Genomic DNA, 18,401 nt, shown 5'->3' with positions numbered 1-18,401 from the left:
CTCACTTCTCGAACCGGTATCCCATCCCGGGCTCCGTGATGCTGCATCTCCCGGGGGCCGACCCCCGGACCCCCGGCCGGTCATTTCTCGAACCGGTATCCCATCCCGGGCTCCGTAATGAAGTGCTCCGGGTGCGACGGGTCCGTCTCCAGTTTGCGCCGGAGCTGCGCCATGTACACCCGGAGGTAGTTGGACTCGGTGCCGTACGACGGCCCCCACACCTCCTGGAGCAGCTGTCTCTGGCTGACCAGGCGGCCGGTGTTGCGGACCAGGACCTCCAGCAGGTGCCACTCGGTCGGGGTGAGCCGGACATCCTTGCCGGACCGGTTGACCTTCTTCGCGGTCAGATCGACGGTGAAGCCCGCGGTCTCCACGGTCGTCACGTCGTCCTCTCCGGGCCCGACCGGCTCGGCACGGCGCACCGCGGCGCGCAGCCGGGCGAGCAGTTCGTCCATGCCGAAGGGCTTGGTGACGTAGTCGTCGGCGCCCGCGTCCAGCGCCTGGACCTTCTCGTCCGAGGAGTGGCGGGCGGACAGCACCAGGATCGGCACCCGGGTCCAGCCGCGCAGCCCCCGGATCACCTCGACGCCGTCCATGTCGGGCAGGCCCAGGTCCAGCACGACCACGTCGGGGTGGCGGGAGGCGGCGAGCTCCAGGGCGGTCCTGCCGTCGGGGGCCGCGTCGACCTCGTACTGGCGTGCCTTGAGGTTGATCACGAGAGCGCGCACGATCTGCGGCTCGTCCTCGACCACGAGCACCCGGGTCGTCATAGGGCCTGCCTTTCGGGTTCTGCGGTGGCCTCCGGGGGCTGGAGGGGTTGGAGGGGCTCGGGGGCCGCGCGGAGGCTCAGCACCATGGTGAGCCCGCCGCCCGGTGTGTCCTCGGCGTTCAGGGTGCCCCCCATCGCCTCGGCGAAGCCGCGGGCGACCGCGAGGCCGAGGCCGACCCCGGCGCCGCGCGGGGCGTCCCCGTACCGCTGGAAGGGCTCGAATATGCGGTCCTTCGCCTCGTCCGGCACCCCCGGCCCGCGGTCCACCACCCGCACCTCGACCCGGTCCGCGATGGCACTGGCGGACACCAGGACGCGCCGTCCGAAGGGGCTGTACTTGACGGCGTTCTCGACCAGGTTGGCCACCGAGCGCTCCAGCAGCCCCGGATCGACGGCGACCATGGGCAGGGTCTCGGGGACGTCCAGCTCCACGCTGTCCTCGGGCACGCCGCCCAGGGCCATCGGGACCACCTCGTCCACGTCGATCTCGCGGATGAGCGGGGCCACGGTGCCGGTCTGCAGCCGGGACATGTCGAGCAGGTTGCCCACTAGGTGGTCGAGCCGGTCGGCGCCCTCCTCGATGCCCTGGAGCAGTTCCGCCCGGTCCTCCTCGGACCAGTCGACGTCCTCGGAGCGCAGGGAGGAGACCGCGGCCTTGATCCCGGCCAGCGGGGTGCGCAGATCGTGGCTGACGGCGGCGAGCAGGGCGGTGCGGATGCGGTTGCCCTCGGCGAGCGCCCGGGCCCGGTCGGCCTCCTCCTGGAGCCGGCTGCGGTCCAGCACGACGGCGGCCTGGGCGGCGAAGGCGGCCAGCACCCGGCGGTCCTCGGCGGGCAGCACCCGGCCGGTGAGCGCGAGGGCCATGTGGTCGCCGACCGGCATGTCGACGTCGGCGTCCTCGGGCCGCTCCAGCTGCGGCCCGGGTCCGGCGCGGCCCGCGCAGGTCCATGGCTCGACGTCGCCGGCCCGCTCCAGCAGGGCCGCCGACTCCATCGCGAAGGTCTCCCGGACCCGTTCGAGCAGTTCCTCCAGACCGGTCTCGCCGCGCAGCACGTTGCCCGCGAGGAAGGAGAGGATCTCGGACTCGGCGCGCAGCCGGGCGGCCTGGTGGGTGCGCCGGGCGGCGAGGTCGACCACGGAGGCGACCGACATACCGACGCCGAAGAAGATCGCGATGGCGACGATGTTCTTGGGGTCGGCGATGGTCAGCCGGTGCAGGGGCGGGGTGTAGAAGTAGTTCAGCAGCAGGGAGCCGAGGGCCGCCGAGGCGAGGGCGGGCAGCAGGCCGCCGAGCAGGGCCGCCGCGACGGTGACGGCCAGGAACAGCAGCATGTCGTTGGCGAGGCCGAGGTCGACGGTGCTGAGCAGTACCGCGAGGGCGGCGGGGCCGCCGAGGCCCACCAGCCAGCCCCAGAGGATCCGGGCCCGGCCGAGCCGGGCGCCCCGGGCGACGGGCAGTCCGCGGCCCTTGGCGACCTCCTCGTGGGTGACGATGTGCACGTCGAGGTCGGGGCCCGACTCGCGGGCGACGGTGGCGCCGACGCCGGGCCCGAACACGTACTGCCAGGCCTTGCGGCGGGAGGAGCCGAGCACGATCTGGGTGGCGTTGACACCGCGCGCGAAGTCCAGCAGGGCCGCGGGTATGTCGTCGCCGACGACGTGGTGGAAGGTCCCGCCGAGATCCTCCACCAGGGTGCGCTGGACGGCCAGTTCCTTCGGGGAGGCGGCGGTCAGGCCGTCGCTGCGGGCTATGTAGACGGCCATCACCTCGCCGCCGGCGCCCTTCTCGGCCAGCCGTGCCGCCCGCCGGATGAGGGTGCGCCCCTCGGGGCCGCCGGTCAGCCCGACCACGATCCGCTCGCGGGAACCCCAGATCCGGGAGACGCGGTGCTCGCTGCGGTACTCGTTCAGGTGCTCGTCGACCCGGTCGGCCACCCACAGCAGGGCCAGCTCGCGCAGGGCGGTGAGGTTGCCGGGCCGGAAGTAGTTGGACAGGGCCGCGTCGACCTTGTCCGGCTGGTAGATGTTGCCGTGCGCCATGCGACGGCGCAGGGCCTGCGGGGACATGTCGACCAGTTCGATCTGGTCGGCCCGGCGCACGATCTCGTCCGGGACCGTCTCGCGCTGCCGCACCCCCGTGATCGACTCGACGACGTCGCCCAGGGACTCCAGGTGCTGGATGTTGACGGTTGTGACGACGTCGACGCCGGCGGCGAGCAGTTCCTCGACGTCCTGCCAGCGCTTGGCGTTGCGGGAGCCGGGGACGTTGGTGTGGGCGAGTTCGTCCACGAGGGCGACGGAGGGGGCGCGGCGCAGCACCGCGTCGACGTCCATCTCCTCGAAGGCGGTGCCCCGGTGCTCCAGCCGCATGCGCGGCACCTGCTCCAGGCCGTGCAGCATGACCTCGGTGCGCGGCCGCTCGTGGTGCTCGACGAAGGCCACCACGCAGTCGGTGCCGCGCTCGACGCGGCGGTGCGCCTCGGACAGCATGGCGTAGGTCTTGCCCACGCCCGGTGCCGCGCCGAGGTGGATCCGAAGCTTGCCGCGTGCCATGGCCCCATTGTCTTCCGCCGACTGCCGCCTACGCAGCGTCGACCCTACGTCCCGCGATGCGGACGAACCGGGCAAGGGGCCGGTCGAGGGGGGTCTTTGACGCAACCCTGACGGGGCCCGGCGCGGGCGGCTCAGTGTTCGGTGATCTCCCCGTCGCGCAGTTCCAGCACCCGGTCGGCGAGGTCCAGCAGGTTCGCGTCGTGCGTGGCGACCAGGGCGGTGGTCTGCTCGCTGCGGACGACGGCCCGCAGCAGCTCCATGACGGCGTGCCCGGTCTCGGCGTCGAGCTGGCCGGTCGGCTCGTCGGCGATCAGCAGGGCGGGGCGGTTGGCGAGGGCGCGGGCGATGGCGACCCGCTGCTGCTGGCCGCCGGACAGCTCACCGGGCCGCTGGGCCGCGTGGTCGGCGAGCCCGACGAGGGCGAGCAGCAGCTCGACGCGCTCCTCGCGCTCGCGCGGCTCGGCCCGGCGCAGCCGCAGTGGTACGCCGACGTTCTCGGCGGCCGTCAGGATCGGGATGAGCCCGAAGGACTGGAAGACGAAGCCGATCCGGTCCCGCCGCAGCTCCAGCAGCCCGCTCTCGCCGAGCCCGGCCAGGTCCTGCCCGTCGACCTCGGCCCGGCCCCGGTCGGGGGTGTCGAGTCCGCCGACGATGTTCAGCAGGGTGGTCTTCCCGGAGCCGGAGCGCCCCTTGAGGGCGACGAGTTCGCCGCGCGGCACCTCCAGGGAGACCCCGCGCAGGGCGTGCACGGCGGCGGCTCCGCGCCCGTAGGACTTGTGCACGTCCTCGACGCGCACCATGGTCTCGGTGATCACCCGGCTCATGCGGCCTCCCCGTCGCTCCCCCGTGCCCACGCGGGCCGGGCGCCAGTATCTCCGCGTGACGCCCGGCCGTTCAACGGTTTCAGTTCGGGTTGTCGCCGTGGGTGAGGGTCTCCCAGGCGACGAAGAGGTTGTCGGTGCCGGCCGGGCGGTTGGCCAGGGTCAGGGTCTGGGTGTTGGTCATGGCGATGCCGCGCCGGTTGTGCAGGGCGTTGTAGCCGACCTCCGTGACGGGGCCGAGGCCGAGCTTGAGGGAGCCGCCGCACAGCCAGTCGGGGACGGCCGCGCCGAGCTGGTACTTGGCCTGGAAGCCGAGCGCCTGCCGCAGCCGCTCGCCGATGTCGGTGCCGTAGAGGTCCTGCCCCTGGATCCGGCTGGTCTCGGCGATGTGCGAGATCGCGGAGATGCCGTACCCGGTGTGGGTGAGGTCCCGGCAGGTCTCCTGCGTGAGTCCGGTGACGAAGGTGGACTGGCCCTGCCAGTAGGAGACGATCTTGTCGCGGGTGTTCAGGTTCTGGCTGGGCACGGTCTTCGGCAGATCGCCGTCGGAGGCGAGGTAGACGTAGGCGGCCGCGCGGGTGCGGAACCTCGCCATCGCGGTGTCGTACGACGCCTTGTCCTCGAGGAAGACGGAGATGCCGACGGCGGCCTCCGTCATCGAGAGCTCCCAGTTGCCGTTGGAGTTGGAGCCCTTGATCACCACGGGCAGGTACACGTCGCGGAGCATGGTGGAGAAGCGGTTCTGGTTGGCCCAGCCGCCGGTGTACGTGTACTTGATGATCTCGGCGGCCTTGGGCCAGGACGAGCCCGCCCAGCCGGTCTGCAGGGGCGCGTTGCTGTTGGTGTGGCTGCTGATGGTGGCCGACCAGGCGTCCATGATCTGGATGGCCTTCTGGGCGTAGCGCGCGTCCCGGGTGATGTACCAGGCGAGGGCGTCGGTGTAGGCGGCGATCGCGTCCTCGCGCTCGTCGGTGCAGCCGTAGTTGGGGTTGGAGTAGGAGCCGCACTCGACGGTGGCGCGCGGCTTGGGTGTGCGGTTCAGGTCGGCGTACTTGCTCGCCTTCATCTGGTCGAAGGCGCTCTTCCAGGGCTGGGCGCCGGCCTGCACCTGGGCGCGGGCGAAGTCGAGCTGGCTCCGGGAGACGGTGACTCCGGGGTGGGCGAAGGAGGCGGGGGCGGAGTGCGCTGCGGGTGCCGCGAGGACAGCGGTCAGCAGGGAGGCCACGACGGCGAGCAGTGGGGTACGACGCACAGTGACTCCGTTCTTGTATGTGAACGCAGGGCGCCTTTATGAACAGGCGTTGGCTCGAAGACCGTAGGTACAGACCATTGGCCCGTCAAGGGGTCATGCATGCGAAAGGGCCGCACCCCGGGGGGGTACGGCCCTCTTTCGTAACGTTGCTACCGGACCTCGGTGATCTCCGGTCCGCGCTGGAGCTGGCCCATGCCGCCGGAGAAGCGCGAGCCCTCCTCCTGCTGGACGCCCTCGGGAACCATCTGGGCGTCGTTCGGCAGCTTCAGGACGATCGGGTCGCGGGGCGCCATCGGGCCCTCGCCGCGGACCACGACCGTGTCCCGGAAGATCTGCTCCAGCAGACCGGCCGCCTGCGGCTGCACCGCGCCCTGTCCGGAGATCACACCGCGCAGGAACCAGCGCGGGCCGTCCACGCCGATGAACCGGACGACCTGGAAGCCGCCGGTGCCGTCCGGTAGCTGGACCGGTACCTGGGCGCGCAGCTCCCAGCCCAGCGGACCCTCGACCTCGTCGACGATGCCGCCCTGCTGGGTGATGCCACCCGCGATCTCCTCGCGGACCTCGCCCCAGATGCCCTCGCGCTTGGGCGCGGCGAAGGCCTGGAGCTGGACGGCGCTGTCGCGCAGCACCACGGTCGCCGCGACGATCGCGTCACCCGCGACCTCCACCCGCAGCTCCATGCCGTCGACGCCCGGCACGAAGAGACCGCCGAGGTCGACGCGCCCCTCACCCGGGTCGCGCACCTCGCTGCTGTCCCACGGCCCGTCGGGCCGGGGCTCGGGCTCGAGCCGAACGCGCTCGCGCTCGGCCTCTTCCTCGTCCGCCTCGGTGTCGACGCTGTCGACGACCTGCTCGGCCTCGCCGGCCGCGTCCTCGGCGGCACCCTTCTTGTTGCGACGTCCGAACACGTCACTGTCCTTCCCGGTCGGATACGACCGAAGCGTATCGATTCCCACCCGTCAGGCCACGCACGGCGGCCTGACCGCTTGTGCCGCTCTCGTCGCCCACCGCGGCATGGCCACCGGTGGACCCGAAGCCCCCCTCGGCCCGCGCCGAGCCGGGAAGTTCCGCCACCTCCTGGAAGCGGACCCTCTCGACCTGCTGGACGACCAGTTGGGCAATCCGGTCGAAGCGCTCGAACCGCACCGACTCGTGCGGGTCGAGATTCACCACGATCACCTTGATCTCCCCACGGTACCCGGCATCAACCGTCCCCGGGGCATTCACGAGGGCGACGCCGCAGCGGGCGGCCAGACCGGAACGTGGGTGCACGAAGGCCGCGTACCCCTCGGGGAGGGCGATCGACACACCCGTGGGCAGCACGGCCCGCTCACCGGGCGCCAGCTCGCGGGCCTCGGTGGTGCGCAGATCGGCCCCGGCGTCGCCCGGGTGCTCGTACGCGGGAAGCGGTACGTCCGGGTCGATGCGGCGCAGCCGCACGTCCAGCGGGGGGCGGCTCACGGGTTCACCTCGAAGGCGCGGGCCCGCCGGACCTGGTCCGGGTCGTCCATGGCGGCCCGGATCTCCTCCGTGCGGCCGTGGTCGATGAAGTGGTCCACCTTGACCTCGATGAACAGCGCGTCCGCGCGGACCGCTACGGGTCCGTCGGGGCCGCCGATGCGGCCGGTGGCGGTGGAGTAGATCTTCCGCCCGGCGACGGCGGTGACCTCGGCCTGGAGATGCAGTGTGGTGCCCACCGGAACCGGCCGCGCGAAGTCGGTCTCCAGCCGGCCGGTGACCGCGATGGTCCGCAGCAGCCAGTTCAGCGAGCCGAGCGTCTCGTCGAGGGCGGTGGCCAGCACGCCGCCGTGGGCGAGGCCCGGGGCGCCCTGATGGGCGGGCTGCACGGTGAACTCGGCGGTCAGCGAGACACCCTCACCGGCGCGCGCCTCCAGGTGCAGTCCGTGCGGTTGCCGACCGCCACACCCGAAACACTGTTCGTAGTGGGCGCCGAGAAGCTCGCCGGGCGCGGGGGCGTCGGGATGCCGTACCGGTTTCACCGCGTCGGCCGGGGGCTGAAGAGCCGGGGAACTACCACTCACAGGCGCAGACCTTACCCGCGCGTCGGCGTTGCTCCGACACCGTGCCAAGCTTGGCTCATGCAGCTCTCCGCCACCCCCTACGAAGAACGCCTCACCACCCCTCGTTCGTGGTGGCTGATCAGCTTCCTCGTGGGCGTCTCGTTCGCCCTGATCCTGCTGCCGTTCGGGACCCTGCCGCTGCTCGGCGGCCTGGTCGGCGGTACGGCCGCCGCGGCCGTGGTGGCCAGCGCCTACGGCTCCCAGCGGATCCGGGTGGTGGGCGACTCGCTGATCGCGGGCGAGGCCCGGGTCCCGGTGTCGGCGCTCGGCGACTCGGAGGTCCTCGACCCCGAGGAGGCCCGCGCCTGGCGCACGTACAAGGCCGACACCCGCGCCTTCCTGCTGCTGCGCGCCTACATCCCCACGGCACTGCGCGTGGAGGTCACGGACCCGCAGGACCCGACGCCGTACCTGTACCTGTCCACGCGGGAGCCGGAACGCCTGGCGGCCGCGATCGAGGCGGCCCGGCGGACGGCGGCGTAGCACCTCAGCCCTCCGGCTCCCCGGGCAGCTCGTCGAGCCTGATCGGATGCTCGGGCTTGTCCAGCGGCGGCAGTTCGGGCAGCTCGTCCCACGGCACCTGGGCCTTCCGCAGGTCCGCGCGGATCCGGGCGGCGACCCTTCTGGTGTCCCGGCGGTTCATGACCGCGCCCACCGCCGCGCCCACCATGAACGGCATGAGGTTCGGCAGGTCCCGGACCATCCGCTTCATGATCTGCCGGCGCAGTTCGCGCTTCATCCGGCCGCCGAGGGCCGCGTCGACGGTGGCCGGCTCGGTCACCTTGATGCCGCGCTCCCCCGTCCAGGAGGACAGGTACGCGGTGCTGCGGGCCCGGAGGTTCCCGGGCGGCCGTACGCCGTAGACCTCGTGCAGTTCGGCGATGAGCTTCAGCTCGATCGCGGCGACGCCGGTGATCTCGGTCGCCAGCTCGGTCGGCATGGCCGGCGGCACCGGCAGCATCGCCGCCGCCCCGATGGCGGCCCCGACCGTGGAGGTGCCTGCCGCCGCGCCCGCCACCAGTTTGTCGGCGAGTTCCTCCGGTCCGAGGCCGGGGAACTGACGGCGCAGTGTCGCGAGGTCGCGTACGGGCACACGCGGGGCGATCTCGATGATGCGGTCGGCGATGTACGCCAGCCCCGCGCGGGCTCGGCTGCCGCCCCTGCGAGCCCCTTCCCGGGCCAGGACCCTGGCCTTGTCACGGACCACCGCGGCCCGTCGCCTGGCGAGGGGCTGCGGCTCCGGCGCCGTCGGGTGGTCCTCCCGGCCGGACGCCGGTTCGAGCGAGGCCCCCGTCGAGGATGAGCCCCGCTCGTCGTCACGCGCACCGTGCGGGCCGCCGTGCGGCCCCTTGTCCGCTGCCCGCAAGGAGAAGCGGCGCTTCCGCGGAGGGGTCGAGCCAGTCACGGCCGACCCGTCCTCAGTCGCAGTCGCGGCAGATCGGCTGGCCGTTCTTCTCGCGGGCCAGCTGGCTGCGGTGGTGCACCAGGAAGCAGCTCATGCAGGTGAACTCGTCCTGCTGCTTGGGCAGCACCCGGACGGCCAGCTCCTCGTTCGAGAGGTCGGCGCCCGGCAGTTCCAGGCCCTCTGCGGCCTCGAACTCATCGACGTCCACCGCGGAGGTGGACTTGTCGTTCCGGCGGGCCTTCAGCTCTTCAAGGCTGTCCGAGTCGACGTCGTCGTCGGTCTTGCGTGGAGTGTCGTAATCGGTTGCCATGTCGCTCTCCCCCTCTGGGTGTCTGTGGTCTCTTCAGCGCACGTAACGCGTGAGAGGCCGGACTTGTGCCCGACCTGAGGCGGAGATTTTGCCTCACATCAAGGTCTGTTACTCAATCGACACCCAAGCCGGCCGCTCGCGAGCGATCGGCTTGGATGGCGGTGTGGACCGTACACGGTTCGAATGCCGCGCCTCAAAGGCGCCTCACCGTGTACTTCCCGTGATCTAGAGCCCTGAAAACTGGGATTTTCCCGGCTTTCCGCCCCGTGCCATGATCACGCGGAGTGCATGGCCGGAAATCCGTCCATGTGATCGATCACACAGGATCAACCGCCGACGGGGGTCAAAAATTCCGCGCGAAGCGAACACCCCCCGCGTGTGTCGGATCCCGGTCACAGCGGCAGCGTGACCCGCATCACCAGACCGCCGCCCTCGCGCGGCGTCGCCACGATGTGGCCGCCATGCGCGCGGGCCACGGACCGGACGATGGAGAGGCCGAGGCCCACCCCCTTGTCGCTGCCCGTGCGCTCCGTGCGCAGCCGTCTGAACGGCTCGAAGAGGTTGTCGATCTCGTACGCCGGCACCACCGGACCGGTGTTGGAGACGGTCAGCACCGCCTGCCCGTGCACCACCTCCGTGGTCACCTCGACCCAGCCGCCCTCGGCCACGTTGTAGCGCACCGCGTTCTGGACGAGGTTCAGCGCGATCCGCTCCAGCAGCACGCCGTTGCCCTGCACCACCGCGGGCTTGCGCTCGCCCCGGACGGCGACGCCCTTGGCCTCGGCCTCGGCGTGCACCTGGTCTATGGCCTGTCCGGCCACCTCGGCCAGGTCGACCGGTTTGCGCTCGATGATCTGGTTGTCGCTGCGGGCGAGCAGCAACAGGCCCTCCACGAGCTGCTCGCTGCGCTCGTTGGTGGCCAGCAGCGTCTTGCCGAGCTGCTGCAGCTCCACCGGCGCGCCCGGGTCGGACAGATGCACCTCCAGGAGCGTGCGGTTGATCGCGAGCGGGGTGCGCAGCTCGTGGGAGGCGTTGCCGACGAAGCGCTGCTGGGCGGTGAAGGCCCGCTCGAGGCGCTCCAGCATCTCGTCGAAGGTGTCCGCCAGCTCCTTCAGCTCGTCGTCCGGCCCGTCCAGCTCGATCCGCCGGGACAGGTCCGAGCCGGCCACCTGGCGCGCGGTGCGGGTGATCCGGCCGAGCGGGGACAGCACCCGGCCCGCCATCGCGTAGCCGAACGCGAAGGCGATCACGGCCAGGCCCAGCAGGGCCAGCAGGGAGCGGCTGAGCAGGTTGTCCAGGGCCGCCTGGCGCTGGTGGTCGGCGCACCGGCTGATCGCGTCGTTGAAGTCGGCGAGCGGGACCTGGTTGGTGATCGCGGGGCAGTTGTCGCTGGAGACCTTCAGCTCCTGGAAGCTGACGATCTTGAACAGCGGCGCGTTGCCGTTGGTGATGGCCTGCGCGGCCAGCAGGTAGATGATCGACAGCAGCAGGATGCCGGCGATCAGGAACATGCCGCCGTACAGCAGGGTGAGGCGTATCCGGATGGTCGGGCGCAGCCACGGGAAGGGGGGCTGCGGCCTCCGGGGGTCCCAGGTGGGCTTCGGGGGCGCCTGGGGCGGCGCGGGTGTCGTGGCCACGGCGGATCAGATCCGGTAGCCGGAGCCGGGGACGGTGACGATCACCGGCGGCTCGCCGAGCTTGCGGCGCAGCGTCATGACGGTCACGCGCACCACGTTGGTGAACGGGTCGGTGTTCTCGTCCCAGGCCTTCTCCAGCAGCTGCTCGGCCGAGACCACCGCGCCCTCGCTGCGCATCAGCACCTCGAGGACCGCGAACTCCTTGGGCGCGAGCTGGACCTCCTTGCCGTCGCGGAAGACCTCGCGGCGGTTGGGGTCCAGCTTGATGCCGGCCCGCTCCAGGACCGGCGGCAGGGGGACGCTGGTACGGCGCCCGAGGGCCCGCACGCGCGCGATCAGCTCGCTGAACGCGAACGGCTTGGGGAGATAGTCGTCGGCGCCGATCTCCAGGCCCTCGACGCGGTCGCTGACGTCGCCGGAGGCGGTGAGCATGAGCACGCGCGTGGGCATGCCCAGCTCCACGATCTTGCGGCAGACGTCGTCGCCGTGCACGAGCGGGAGGTCACGGTCGAGGACGACCACGTCGTAGTCGTTGACGCCGATGCGCTCCAGGGCGGCCGCACCGTCGTACACGACGTCGACGGCCATGGCCTCCCGGCGCAGTCCGGTGGCCACCGCATCGGCGAGCAGTTGCTCGTCCTCGACGACGAGTACGCGCACGTCGCTAGTCCTTCCTGTGTCCACCCGCGTAGCGCGCGGTGAGGCGCGCGCGGGCAGGGGCGTCCGTGGGATGTGACCTCCATCCTGCCCTTTTCGGCCATAAGTCGGCTGTAAGACGGGGTCCCGGACCGCAGGGACAGGGGTGGCGGAGGGGCGACGCGAGATTTTCTCCGGCGGTGGAGGTTTCCCGCGGGGAGAGCGGGGGGAGGACGGCATGTACACCCCGCGATCACGCTCTGCATGTGCCGCAGCACCATGCGGTACATCGCGATCCGTCTCCGCATCCGCAGAGCGGGCGTGGGTGTCCGGCACCGTCGCCGCCCGGCCGGGCTGCGCTGGGCACCCGCGGCAGACGTGATCGTTTCCCTCCGAACGGCACACCCCCGTGCCACCCGACCCACGACCCAGGACGAGGGGGCGCAGCATGGACGCATTCACCGCAGGACTTCTGCAGCGCATAAAGGCGACCGAGTCCGACCTGACGCGGGCTCGTGACGAAGGCGACGACTTCCTCGTCGAGGTGGAACAGGCCGAGCTCGACGACCTGCGCCGCCTCGCCGCCGAGCACGGTGTGGAGGTCGGCGCGTCGCGCGTCTGTTGAGGCCCGCAGGGCAGGAACGGGACCCCCGGCGAATCCAGCGCCGGGGGTCCCGTTCGTCCAGCGCCCTGTGCGACGCCTGCCCGCCCGGACGCGGACTAGTCGTGCCAGGCGCCGAAGTCCTCCAGCAGCCGCTGGAGGGGCTCGAAGACGCCCGGGGTGCCCGCGACCGTCAGATCACCCGTGGGGCGCTCTCCGGGCCGTCCGCCGGTCAGCGCGCCCGCCTCCCGGGCGATCAGGTCCCCCGCCGCCACGTCCCAGGCGTGCAGGCCGCGCTCGTAGTAGCCGTCCAGCCGGCCGCAGGCCAGGTCGCACAGGTCGACCGCGGCCGAACCGCCGCGCCGGATGTCCCGCAGCAGCGGGATGAGCCGGGCGGCGACCTCGGCCTGGTGGGTGCGGACCTCGGCGACGTAGTTGAAGCCGGTGGAGACGAGCGCCTGGTCCAGCGGAGGCGCGGGACGGCAGGACAGCGCCCGTTCGCCCTCCCACGCGCCCGTGGCCCAGGCTCCGCCGCCGCGCACCGCGTGGTACGTCTCACCGCGCATCGGCGCCGCGACGACGCCGACGACGCTCTCGCCGTCCTGCTCGGCCGCGACGGACACGGCCCAGGTCGGCAGCCCGTAGAGGTAGTTGACCGTGCCGTCGAGCGGGTCGACCACCCAGCGGATGCCGCTGGTTCCCTCGACGCAGGCGCCCTCCTCGCCGAGGAAGCCGTCCTCGGGCCGCCGCCCGGAGATCAGGTCGGTGATCAGCTTCTCGGCGGCGATGTCCATCTCGGTGACGACGTCGATCGGGCTCGACTTGGTCCTGGCCACCGCCAGGTCGGCGGGCCGTCCGTCACGCAGCAGCTCACCGGCCCGGCGGGCGGCCTCCTGGGCCAGCTCGAGCAGTTCCCGGTGGAGGGGGTCGGTCACTGTTCTCCTCGCGCGAAGGGGCTGTCGGCGCCGGCCGCGGCCGGCCGGGGGGCGCGGGCCGGGCAGCAGCCGACGGGGCAGAGGTCGTGGCTGGGGCCGAGCGCGCCCAGGGCGCACCGCGTGGCCTCCTGCCCGCGCTCCGCCGCGGCCCGCTCCAGGACCAGGTCGCGGACGGCCGCCGCGAACCGCGGGTCGGCGCCCACGGTGGCCGAGCGGCGCACCGGCAGGCCCAGCTCCCCGGCCTTGGCCGTGGCCTCGGTGTCGAGGTCGTAGAGGACCTCCATGTGGTCGGAGACGAAGCCGATGGGCGCCATGACCACGGCCGGCACGCCGGCGGCGTGCCGCTCCTCGAGGTGGTCGCAGATGTCCGGCTCCAGCCAGGGGATGTGCGGGGCGCCGGAGCGGGACTGGTAGACGAGCCGCCAGGGGTGGTCCACACCGGTGCGCTCGCGGACGGCGTCGGCGATCAGCTGGGCCGCGTCCAGGTGCTGCTCGACGTAGGCTCCGCCCTCCCCGTGGGCCTCGGCCGGGCCGGAGGTGTCGGCGGCGGAGGTGGGGATGGAGTGGGTGGTGAAGGCGATGTGGGCGCCGTCGCGCACGTCCTCGGGGAGGTCGGCGAGGGAGCGCAGCACGCCGTCGATCATGGGCTCGACGAAGCCGGGGTGGTTGAAGTAGTGCCGCAGCTTGTCGACCTCCGGCGGCCGTACGCCCTCGTCCTGGAGGGTGGCCAGCGCGTCGGCCAGGTTCTCCCGGTACTGGCGGCAGCCGGAGTAGGAGGCGTAGGCACTGGTGGCGAGCACCAGGACCCGGCGGCGGCCGTCGGCGGCCATCTCGCGCAGGGTGTCGGTCAGGTACGGCGCCCAGTTGCGGTTGCCCCAGTAGACCGGCAGGTTCAGGCCGTGCTCGGCGAAGTCCTCGCGCAGTGCCTTCAGCAGGGCCCGGTTCTGGTCGTTGATGGGGCTGACCCCGCCGAACTGGAAGTAGTGCTGCCCGACCTCCTTCAGACGTTCCCTGGGGATGCCACGCCCGCGCGTGACGTTCTCCAGGAACGGGACCACGTCGTCGGGGCCTTCGGGGCCGCCGAACGAGAGCAGTAGCAGGGCGTCGTACGGGCTGGGATCGAGCACGTCTGGCATGACTCGATCCTGCCACCCGGTCCCGACAGTGGGGGAACAGCGGGGTGAAGAGTCGGGTTCGCGGTGGTTTCGTGGTGATTTTCCAGCTGCTCCCTCGGTGGCGTCCCCGACCGTTTCCAGGGTGCACTTAGGGCCACCTAACTCGTAAGCTGTACCGATCGCATTCGCGCCTTACGAGCCGCCCGGAGTCCACGTGTCCAGCCCCTACCGCGCCCTGTTCGCCGAGCCCGGCACGAAGGCCTTCTCCGCCGCGGGCTTCCTCGGCCGCATGCCGCTGTCGATGATGGGCATCGGCGTGGTCACGATGGTCTCGCAGCTCACCGGCCGTTACGGCCTGGCCGGCGCGCTGTCCGCGACCATCGCGCTGTCCGCCGCCGCGATCGGGCCGCAGATCTCCCGGCTGGTGGACCGGCACGGGCAGCGGCGGGTGCTGCGCCCGGCGACCCTGGTCGCGCTCACGGCGGCCGCCGGGCTGCTGCTCACCGCGTCCCTCGGGGGGCCGGACTGGACGCTGTTCGTCTGCGCGGCCGGGATCGGCTCGGTGCCGAGCCTGGGCGCGATGATCCGGTCCCGCTGGGCGGCCCTGTACCGGGGGACGCCGAAGCTGCACACCGCCTACTCGTTCGAGTCGGTGGTCGACGAGGTCTGCTTCATCTTCGGGCCGATCATCTCCATCGGCCTCTCCACGGCCTGGTTCCCGGAGGCGGGGCCCCTGCTGGCCGCGTGCTTCCTGGCCGCCGGCGTCTTCTGGCTGACCTCCCAGCAGGCCACCGAGCCCCGGCGGCACCCGCGTGAGCGCACGGGCGGCGGCAGCGCGCTGCGCTCGCCCGGGCTCCAGGTGCTGGTGGCCACCTTCGCGGCGACCGGCACGATCTTCGGGGCGGTCGACGTGGTCACCGTCGCCTTCGCCGACGAACGCGGCCACAAGGCCGCCGCGAGCGTGGTCCTGGCGCTGTACGCCGCCGGATCCTGCGCGGCCGGGGTGGTGTTCGGACTGATGCGGTTCGCCGGAGCACCGGAGCGCCGCTGGCTCGCGGGCGTGTCGGCCATGGCCGTGAGTATGATCCCCCTCCTACTGGTCGGAAACCTGCCGCTTCTGGCCGTGGCGCTGTTCGTTGCGGGGCTGGCCATCGCGCCGACGATGATCACGACGATGTCCCTCATCGAAGAGCACGTACCTCGCGCGCAGCTCACCGAGGGCATGACCTGGGTGAGCACCGGCCTCGCGGTCGGAGTCGCGCTCGGCTCCTCCGTGGCCGGCTGGGTGATCGACGCAGCCGGGGCGCGCGCCGGGTACGGGGTTCCGGCCGTGTCCGGGGCCGTCGCGGTCGCGGTCGGTTTCCTCGGGTACCGCCGGCTCCGCAGGCCGGCGGCGGGTCGGGGAGGCGTCGTTGAGCACCATGTCGAGCGCGAGGAACAGCACCTGGCGTAACTGGGGCGGCAACGTCTCCGCCCGCCCCGCGCGCCAGGTCGCGCCGGCCTCGGTGGAGGAGCTGGCCGCGGAGGTGCGCCGGGCGGCCGAGGACGGCCTGAAGGTGAAGGCGGTCGGCACCGGGCACTCCTTCACGTCCATAGCCGCCACGGACGGCGTGCTGATCCGCCCTCAGCTGCTGACCGGCATACGCGGCATCGACCGGGAGGCCATGACCGTCACGGTCGAGGCGGGCACCCCCCTCAAGAGACTCAACGCGGCCCTGGCGCGCGAGGGGCTGTCGCTCACCAACATGGGCGACATCATGGAGCAGACGGTCTCCGGCGCCACCAGCACCGGCACTCACGGCACCGGCCGCGAGTCGGCCTCGATCGCGGCCCAGATCAAGGGCCTCGAGCTGGTGACGGCCGACGGCTCGGTGCTCACCTGCTCCGACAAGGAGAACAGGGAGGTCTTCGCGGCCGCCCGAATAGGCCTCGGCGCACTCGGCGTCGTCACGGCGATCACCTTCGCGGTGGAACCGCTGTTCCTGCTCACCGCGCGCGAGGAACCGATGCCCTTCGACCGCGTGATCGCCGAGTTCGATCAACTGTGGGCGGAGAACGAGCACTTCGAGTTCTACTGGTTCCCGCACACCGGCAACACCAACACCAAGCGCAACAACCGCAGCGCGGGTCCGGAGCAGCCGGTCGGGCGGCTGGCCGGCTGGTTCGAGGACGAGTTCCTCTCCAACGGCGTCTTCCAGGTGGCCCAGTGGGTCGGGCGCGCGGCCCCGGCGACCGTCCCGGCGATCGCGCGGATCTCCAGCAGGGCGCTGTCCGCGCGGACGTACACGGACATCCCCTACGAGGTCTTCACCTCGCCGCGCAGGGTGCGCTTCGTGGAGATGGAGTACGCCGTCCCGCGCGCGGCCCTGGCGGACACCCTGCGCGAGTTGAAGTCCATGGTCGACCGCTCCGGACTGCGCGTCAGCTTCCCGGTCGAGGTGCGCACCGCGCCGGCCGACGACATCACCCTGTCCACCGCCTCCGGCCGGGACAGCGCGTACATCGCCGTGCACATGTTCCGGGGCACGCCGTACCAGGCCTACTTCACCGCCGCCGAGCGCATCTTCACCGCGCACGAGGGCCGGCCGCACTGGGGGAAGGTGCACACGCGGGACGCGGCGTACCTCTCCGGGGTGTACCCGCGCTTCGCCGAGTTCACGGCGCTGCGCGACCGGCTCGACCCGGAACGCCTGTTCCAGAACGACTACTTGCGGAGGATTCTGGGGGCGTAGCGATTAGTTCGGTTTCCGGGGATTACGTGAAGTTCGCCACCTTCGAGACCGCCGCGCCCCGGTAATAAGCGGCCAAGTCGCACCCCTTGCGCGAAGTTGGGCGGCGCGCCCATCCACGCACATGGCCCAAATGGAGTACTGTTGCGAGCCCTGGGTCCGGTCTCCCACCAGGCTGTCCGCGACCTCGCAGGACCGCCGGGAGGGGGCTAGTTGCACAGGGTGACGGAGTTGGTCACTTAGCGTTGCGAATAGGTAACCGTGCCATAACGGCGACCCAGGGCCCATGCCCGACACGCCGGGCAACTCGGCAAGGTTGTGGCAGGCTGCACCCGGGCAGGCCACACTCGACTAGCGGAAGCAGCGACGCACGTGACGTCGGCAGGCACCACCCGGGAGGTCCCCATGCCCGAACTGCGTGTCGTGGCCGTCTCCAATGACGGCACACGGCTGGTGCTCAAGGCTGCCGACTCCACGGAGTACACACTCCCGATCGACGAGCGGCTGCGCGCCGCCGTCCGCGGCGACCGGCCCCGTCTCGGCCAGATCGAGATCGAGGTGGAGAGCCATCTCCGCCCGCGTGACATCCAGGCCCGTATACGAGCCGGCGCCACCGCCGAAGAGGTCGCCCAGCTCGCCGGCATCCCGGTCGACCGGGTACGGCGCTTCGAGGGACCGGTGCTGGCCGAGCGCGCCTTCATGGCCGAGCGCGCCCGCAAGACCCCGGTCCGCCGGCCCGGCGAGAACTCCGGTCCGCTGCTCGGCGAGGCCGTCCAGGAGCGGCTGCTGCTGCGCGGCGCCGACAAGGACACCGTGCAGTGGGACTCCTGGCGCCGGGACGACGGCACCTGGGAGGTCATGCTCGTCTACCGGGTCGCGGGCGAACCGCACTCGGCGAGCTGGACGTACGACCCGCCCCGGCGGCTCGTCCAGGCCGTGGACGAGGAGGCGCGCTCGCTGATCGGCGAGTCCGACGACCTCGCCGTGCCGGAGCCGAGCTTCCCGTTCGTCCCGCGCATCGCCCGGCTGCCGCGCGACCGGGGCATGGACCGTGCCCTGGAGCGAGTCGACCGGGACCGGCCGAGCCTGCCCGCGCAGGCGTCCGAGCCCGCAGAGGAGAGCACGGGCGAACGCGACTCCCTGACCAGCCTGCTGGAGGCGGTGCCGAGCTTCCGGGGCGACCTGGTGGTCCCGGAGCGGCCGGCGGAGATCTCGGCGGAGGAGCCGCCCGAGGAGGTCGCCGAGGAGGAGCCCCCGGCGCCCGCCGCGTCGGCCGGATCCGCCTACGCGGACGTCCTCATGCCGCGCTCGGTGGGCAGCCACCGGGACCGGCTCATCGGCTCCACGGACCGCCAGGCCGAGGCCGACGGGGTCCGTCCCGGCCGCCGGGCCGCGGTCCCGAGCTGGGACGAGATCGTCTTCGGGACCCGGCGCAAGAAGCAGGAGTAAACGGGCCGTACCTACAACTGGGGCTACGACCCGTACCACTACACGGTCCCCGAGGGCTCGTACGCCACCGACCCCGACGGCACCGCCCGCACGGTCCAGTTCCGC

General features: G+C 72.0%; 18 protein-coding genes. 5 read left to right on the top strand and 13 right to left on the bottom strand.

Annotation, left to right across the window (positions count from 1 at the left end):
• Positions 1-80: 80 nt before the first annotated feature.
• The 7 genes from AB0924_RS25230 to AB0924_RS25200 form a co-directional block, all read right to left on the bottom strand.
• Positions 81-770 (bottom strand): response regulator, encoded by a 690-nt coding sequence (locus AB0924_RS25230; protein WP_358934689.1) that lies wholly within the window; start codon positions 768-770, stop codon positions 81-83.
• On the bottom strand, positions 767-3,322 hold the full coding sequence (locus AB0924_RS25225; protein WP_358934687.1) for a sensor histidine kinase KdpD: 2,556 nt from the start codon (positions 3,320-3,322) through the stop codon (positions 767-769). Before AB0924_RS25225 ends, AB0924_RS25230 begins: the two co-directional genes overlap by 4 nt.
• A 131-nt stretch (positions 3,323-3,453) precedes the next feature.
• On the bottom strand, positions 3,454-4,146 hold the full coding sequence (locus tag AB0924_RS25220; RefSeq protein ID WP_358934685.1) for an ABC transporter ATP-binding protein: 693 nt from the start codon (positions 4,144-4,146) through the stop codon (positions 3,454-3,456).
• Between the two features lie 79 nt (positions 4,147-4,225).
• Positions 4,226-5,395: an alginate lyase family protein gene (locus AB0924_RS25215; protein WP_366912595.1), complete on the bottom strand. Its 1,170-nt coding sequence runs from the start codon at positions 5,393-5,395 to the stop codon at positions 4,226-4,228.
• A gap of 149 nt (positions 5,396-5,544) precedes the next feature.
• A complete protein-coding gene (locus AB0924_RS25210; protein WP_358934681.1) occupies positions 5,545-6,306 on the bottom strand; it encodes a DUF3710 domain-containing protein in 762 nt (253 codons plus the stop codon).
• A gap of 1 nt (position 6,307) precedes the next feature.
• Positions 6,308-6,859 (bottom strand): dUTP diphosphatase, encoded by a 552-nt coding sequence (gene dut / locus AB0924_RS25205; RefSeq protein WP_358934679.1) that lies wholly within the window; start codon positions 6,857-6,859, stop codon positions 6,308-6,310.
• The gene (locus tag AB0924_RS25200; RefSeq protein WP_358934676.1) at positions 6,856-7,440 is read right to left on the bottom strand and encodes a PaaI family thioesterase; all 585 of its coding nucleotides are present in this window, start codon (positions 7,438-7,440) and stop codon (positions 6,856-6,858) included. The genes dut and AB0924_RS25200 overlap by 4 nt, the downstream gene beginning before the upstream one ends.
• A gap of 57 nt (positions 7,441-7,497) precedes the next feature.
• Between AB0924_RS25200 and AB0924_RS25195 the strand changes: the two genes are divergently transcribed.
• A complete protein-coding gene (locus AB0924_RS25195) occupies positions 7,498-7,962 on the top strand; it encodes a DUF3093 domain-containing protein (protein WP_358934674.1) in 465 nt (154 codons plus the stop codon).
• A gap of 4 nt (positions 7,963-7,966) precedes the next feature.
• Here AB0924_RS25195 and AB0924_RS25190 read toward each other — a convergent pair whose 3' ends face one another.
• The 4 genes from AB0924_RS25190 to AB0924_RS25175 form a co-directional block, all read right to left on the bottom strand.
• Positions 7,967-8,884: a hypothetical protein gene (locus tag AB0924_RS25190; protein ID WP_366912594.1), complete on the bottom strand. Its 918-nt coding sequence runs from the start codon at positions 8,882-8,884 to the stop codon at positions 7,967-7,969.
• A 13-nt stretch (positions 8,885-8,897) separates the two neighbouring features.
• Positions 8,898-9,194 carry a DUF4193 domain-containing protein gene (locus tag AB0924_RS25185; RefSeq protein WP_005481602.1) on the bottom strand — a complete coding sequence of 99 codons (297 nt, stop codon included), beginning with the start codon at positions 9,192-9,194 and terminating at the stop codon, positions 8,898-8,900.
• Positions 9,195-9,586: 392 nt separating this feature from the next.
• A complete protein-coding gene (locus tag AB0924_RS25180; protein WP_358934670.1) occupies positions 9,587-10,831 on the bottom strand; it encodes a HAMP domain-containing sensor histidine kinase in 1,245 nt (414 codons plus the stop codon).
• Between the two features lie 6 nt (positions 10,832-10,837).
• Positions 10,838-11,491: a response regulator transcription factor gene (locus AB0924_RS25175; protein WP_003993508.1), complete on the bottom strand. Its 654-nt coding sequence runs from the start codon at positions 11,489-11,491 to the stop codon at positions 10,838-10,840.
• Between the two features lie 424 nt (positions 11,492-11,915).
• Between AB0924_RS25175 and AB0924_RS25170 the strand changes: the two genes are divergently transcribed.
• Complete coding sequence (locus AB0924_RS25170) at positions 11,916-12,092, top strand: hypothetical protein (RefSeq protein ID WP_358934668.1); 177 nt, start codon at positions 11,916-11,918, stop codon at positions 12,090-12,092.
• 95 nt (positions 12,093-12,187) lie between these two features.
• Here the strand turns inward: AB0924_RS25170 and AB0924_RS25165 are convergent, their stop codons facing one another.
• Positions 12,188-13,003 carry an inositol monophosphatase family protein gene (locus AB0924_RS25165; protein WP_358934666.1) on the bottom strand — a complete coding sequence of 272 codons (816 nt, stop codon included), beginning with the start codon at positions 13,001-13,003 and terminating at the stop codon, positions 12,188-12,190.
• Positions 13,000-14,139: a ferrochelatase gene (locus tag AB0924_RS25160; protein WP_366912593.1), complete on the bottom strand. Its 1,140-nt coding sequence runs from the start codon at positions 14,137-14,139 to the stop codon at positions 13,000-13,002. The genes AB0924_RS25165 and AB0924_RS25160 overlap by 4 nt, the downstream gene beginning before the upstream one ends.
• Positions 14,140-14,332: 193 nt before the next feature.
• On the opposite strand from AB0924_RS25160, the gene AB0924_RS25155 reads away from it, so the two are divergent.
• From AB0924_RS25155 to sepH, 3 genes are all read left to right on the top strand, one after another.
• Complete coding sequence (locus tag AB0924_RS25155; protein ID WP_366912592.1) at positions 14,333-15,571, top strand: MFS transporter; 1,239 nt, start codon at positions 14,333-14,335, stop codon at positions 15,569-15,571.
• The gene (locus AB0924_RS25150) at positions 15,531-16,850 is read left to right on the top strand and encodes a D-arabinono-1,4-lactone oxidase (protein WP_358934660.1); all 1,320 of its coding nucleotides are present in this window, start codon (positions 15,531-15,533) and stop codon (positions 16,848-16,850) included. The genes AB0924_RS25155 and AB0924_RS25150 overlap by 41 nt, the downstream gene beginning before the upstream one ends.
• Positions 16,851-17,252: 402 nt before the next feature.
• Positions 17,253-18,296, top strand: a complete 1,044-nt coding sequence (gene sepH, locus AB0924_RS25145; protein ID WP_358934658.1) for a septation protein SepH — start codon at positions 17,253-17,255, stop codon at positions 18,294-18,296.
• The last annotated feature ends 105 nt before the right edge of the window (positions 18,297-18,401 follow it).

It is taken from the genome of Streptomyces sp. NPDC047869, from assembly GCF_040704065.1.
GTDB lineage: Bacteria > Actinomycetota > Actinomycetes > Streptomycetales > Streptomycetaceae > Streptomyces.
This window is presented reverse-complemented; position numbering and strand designations above follow the sequence as displayed.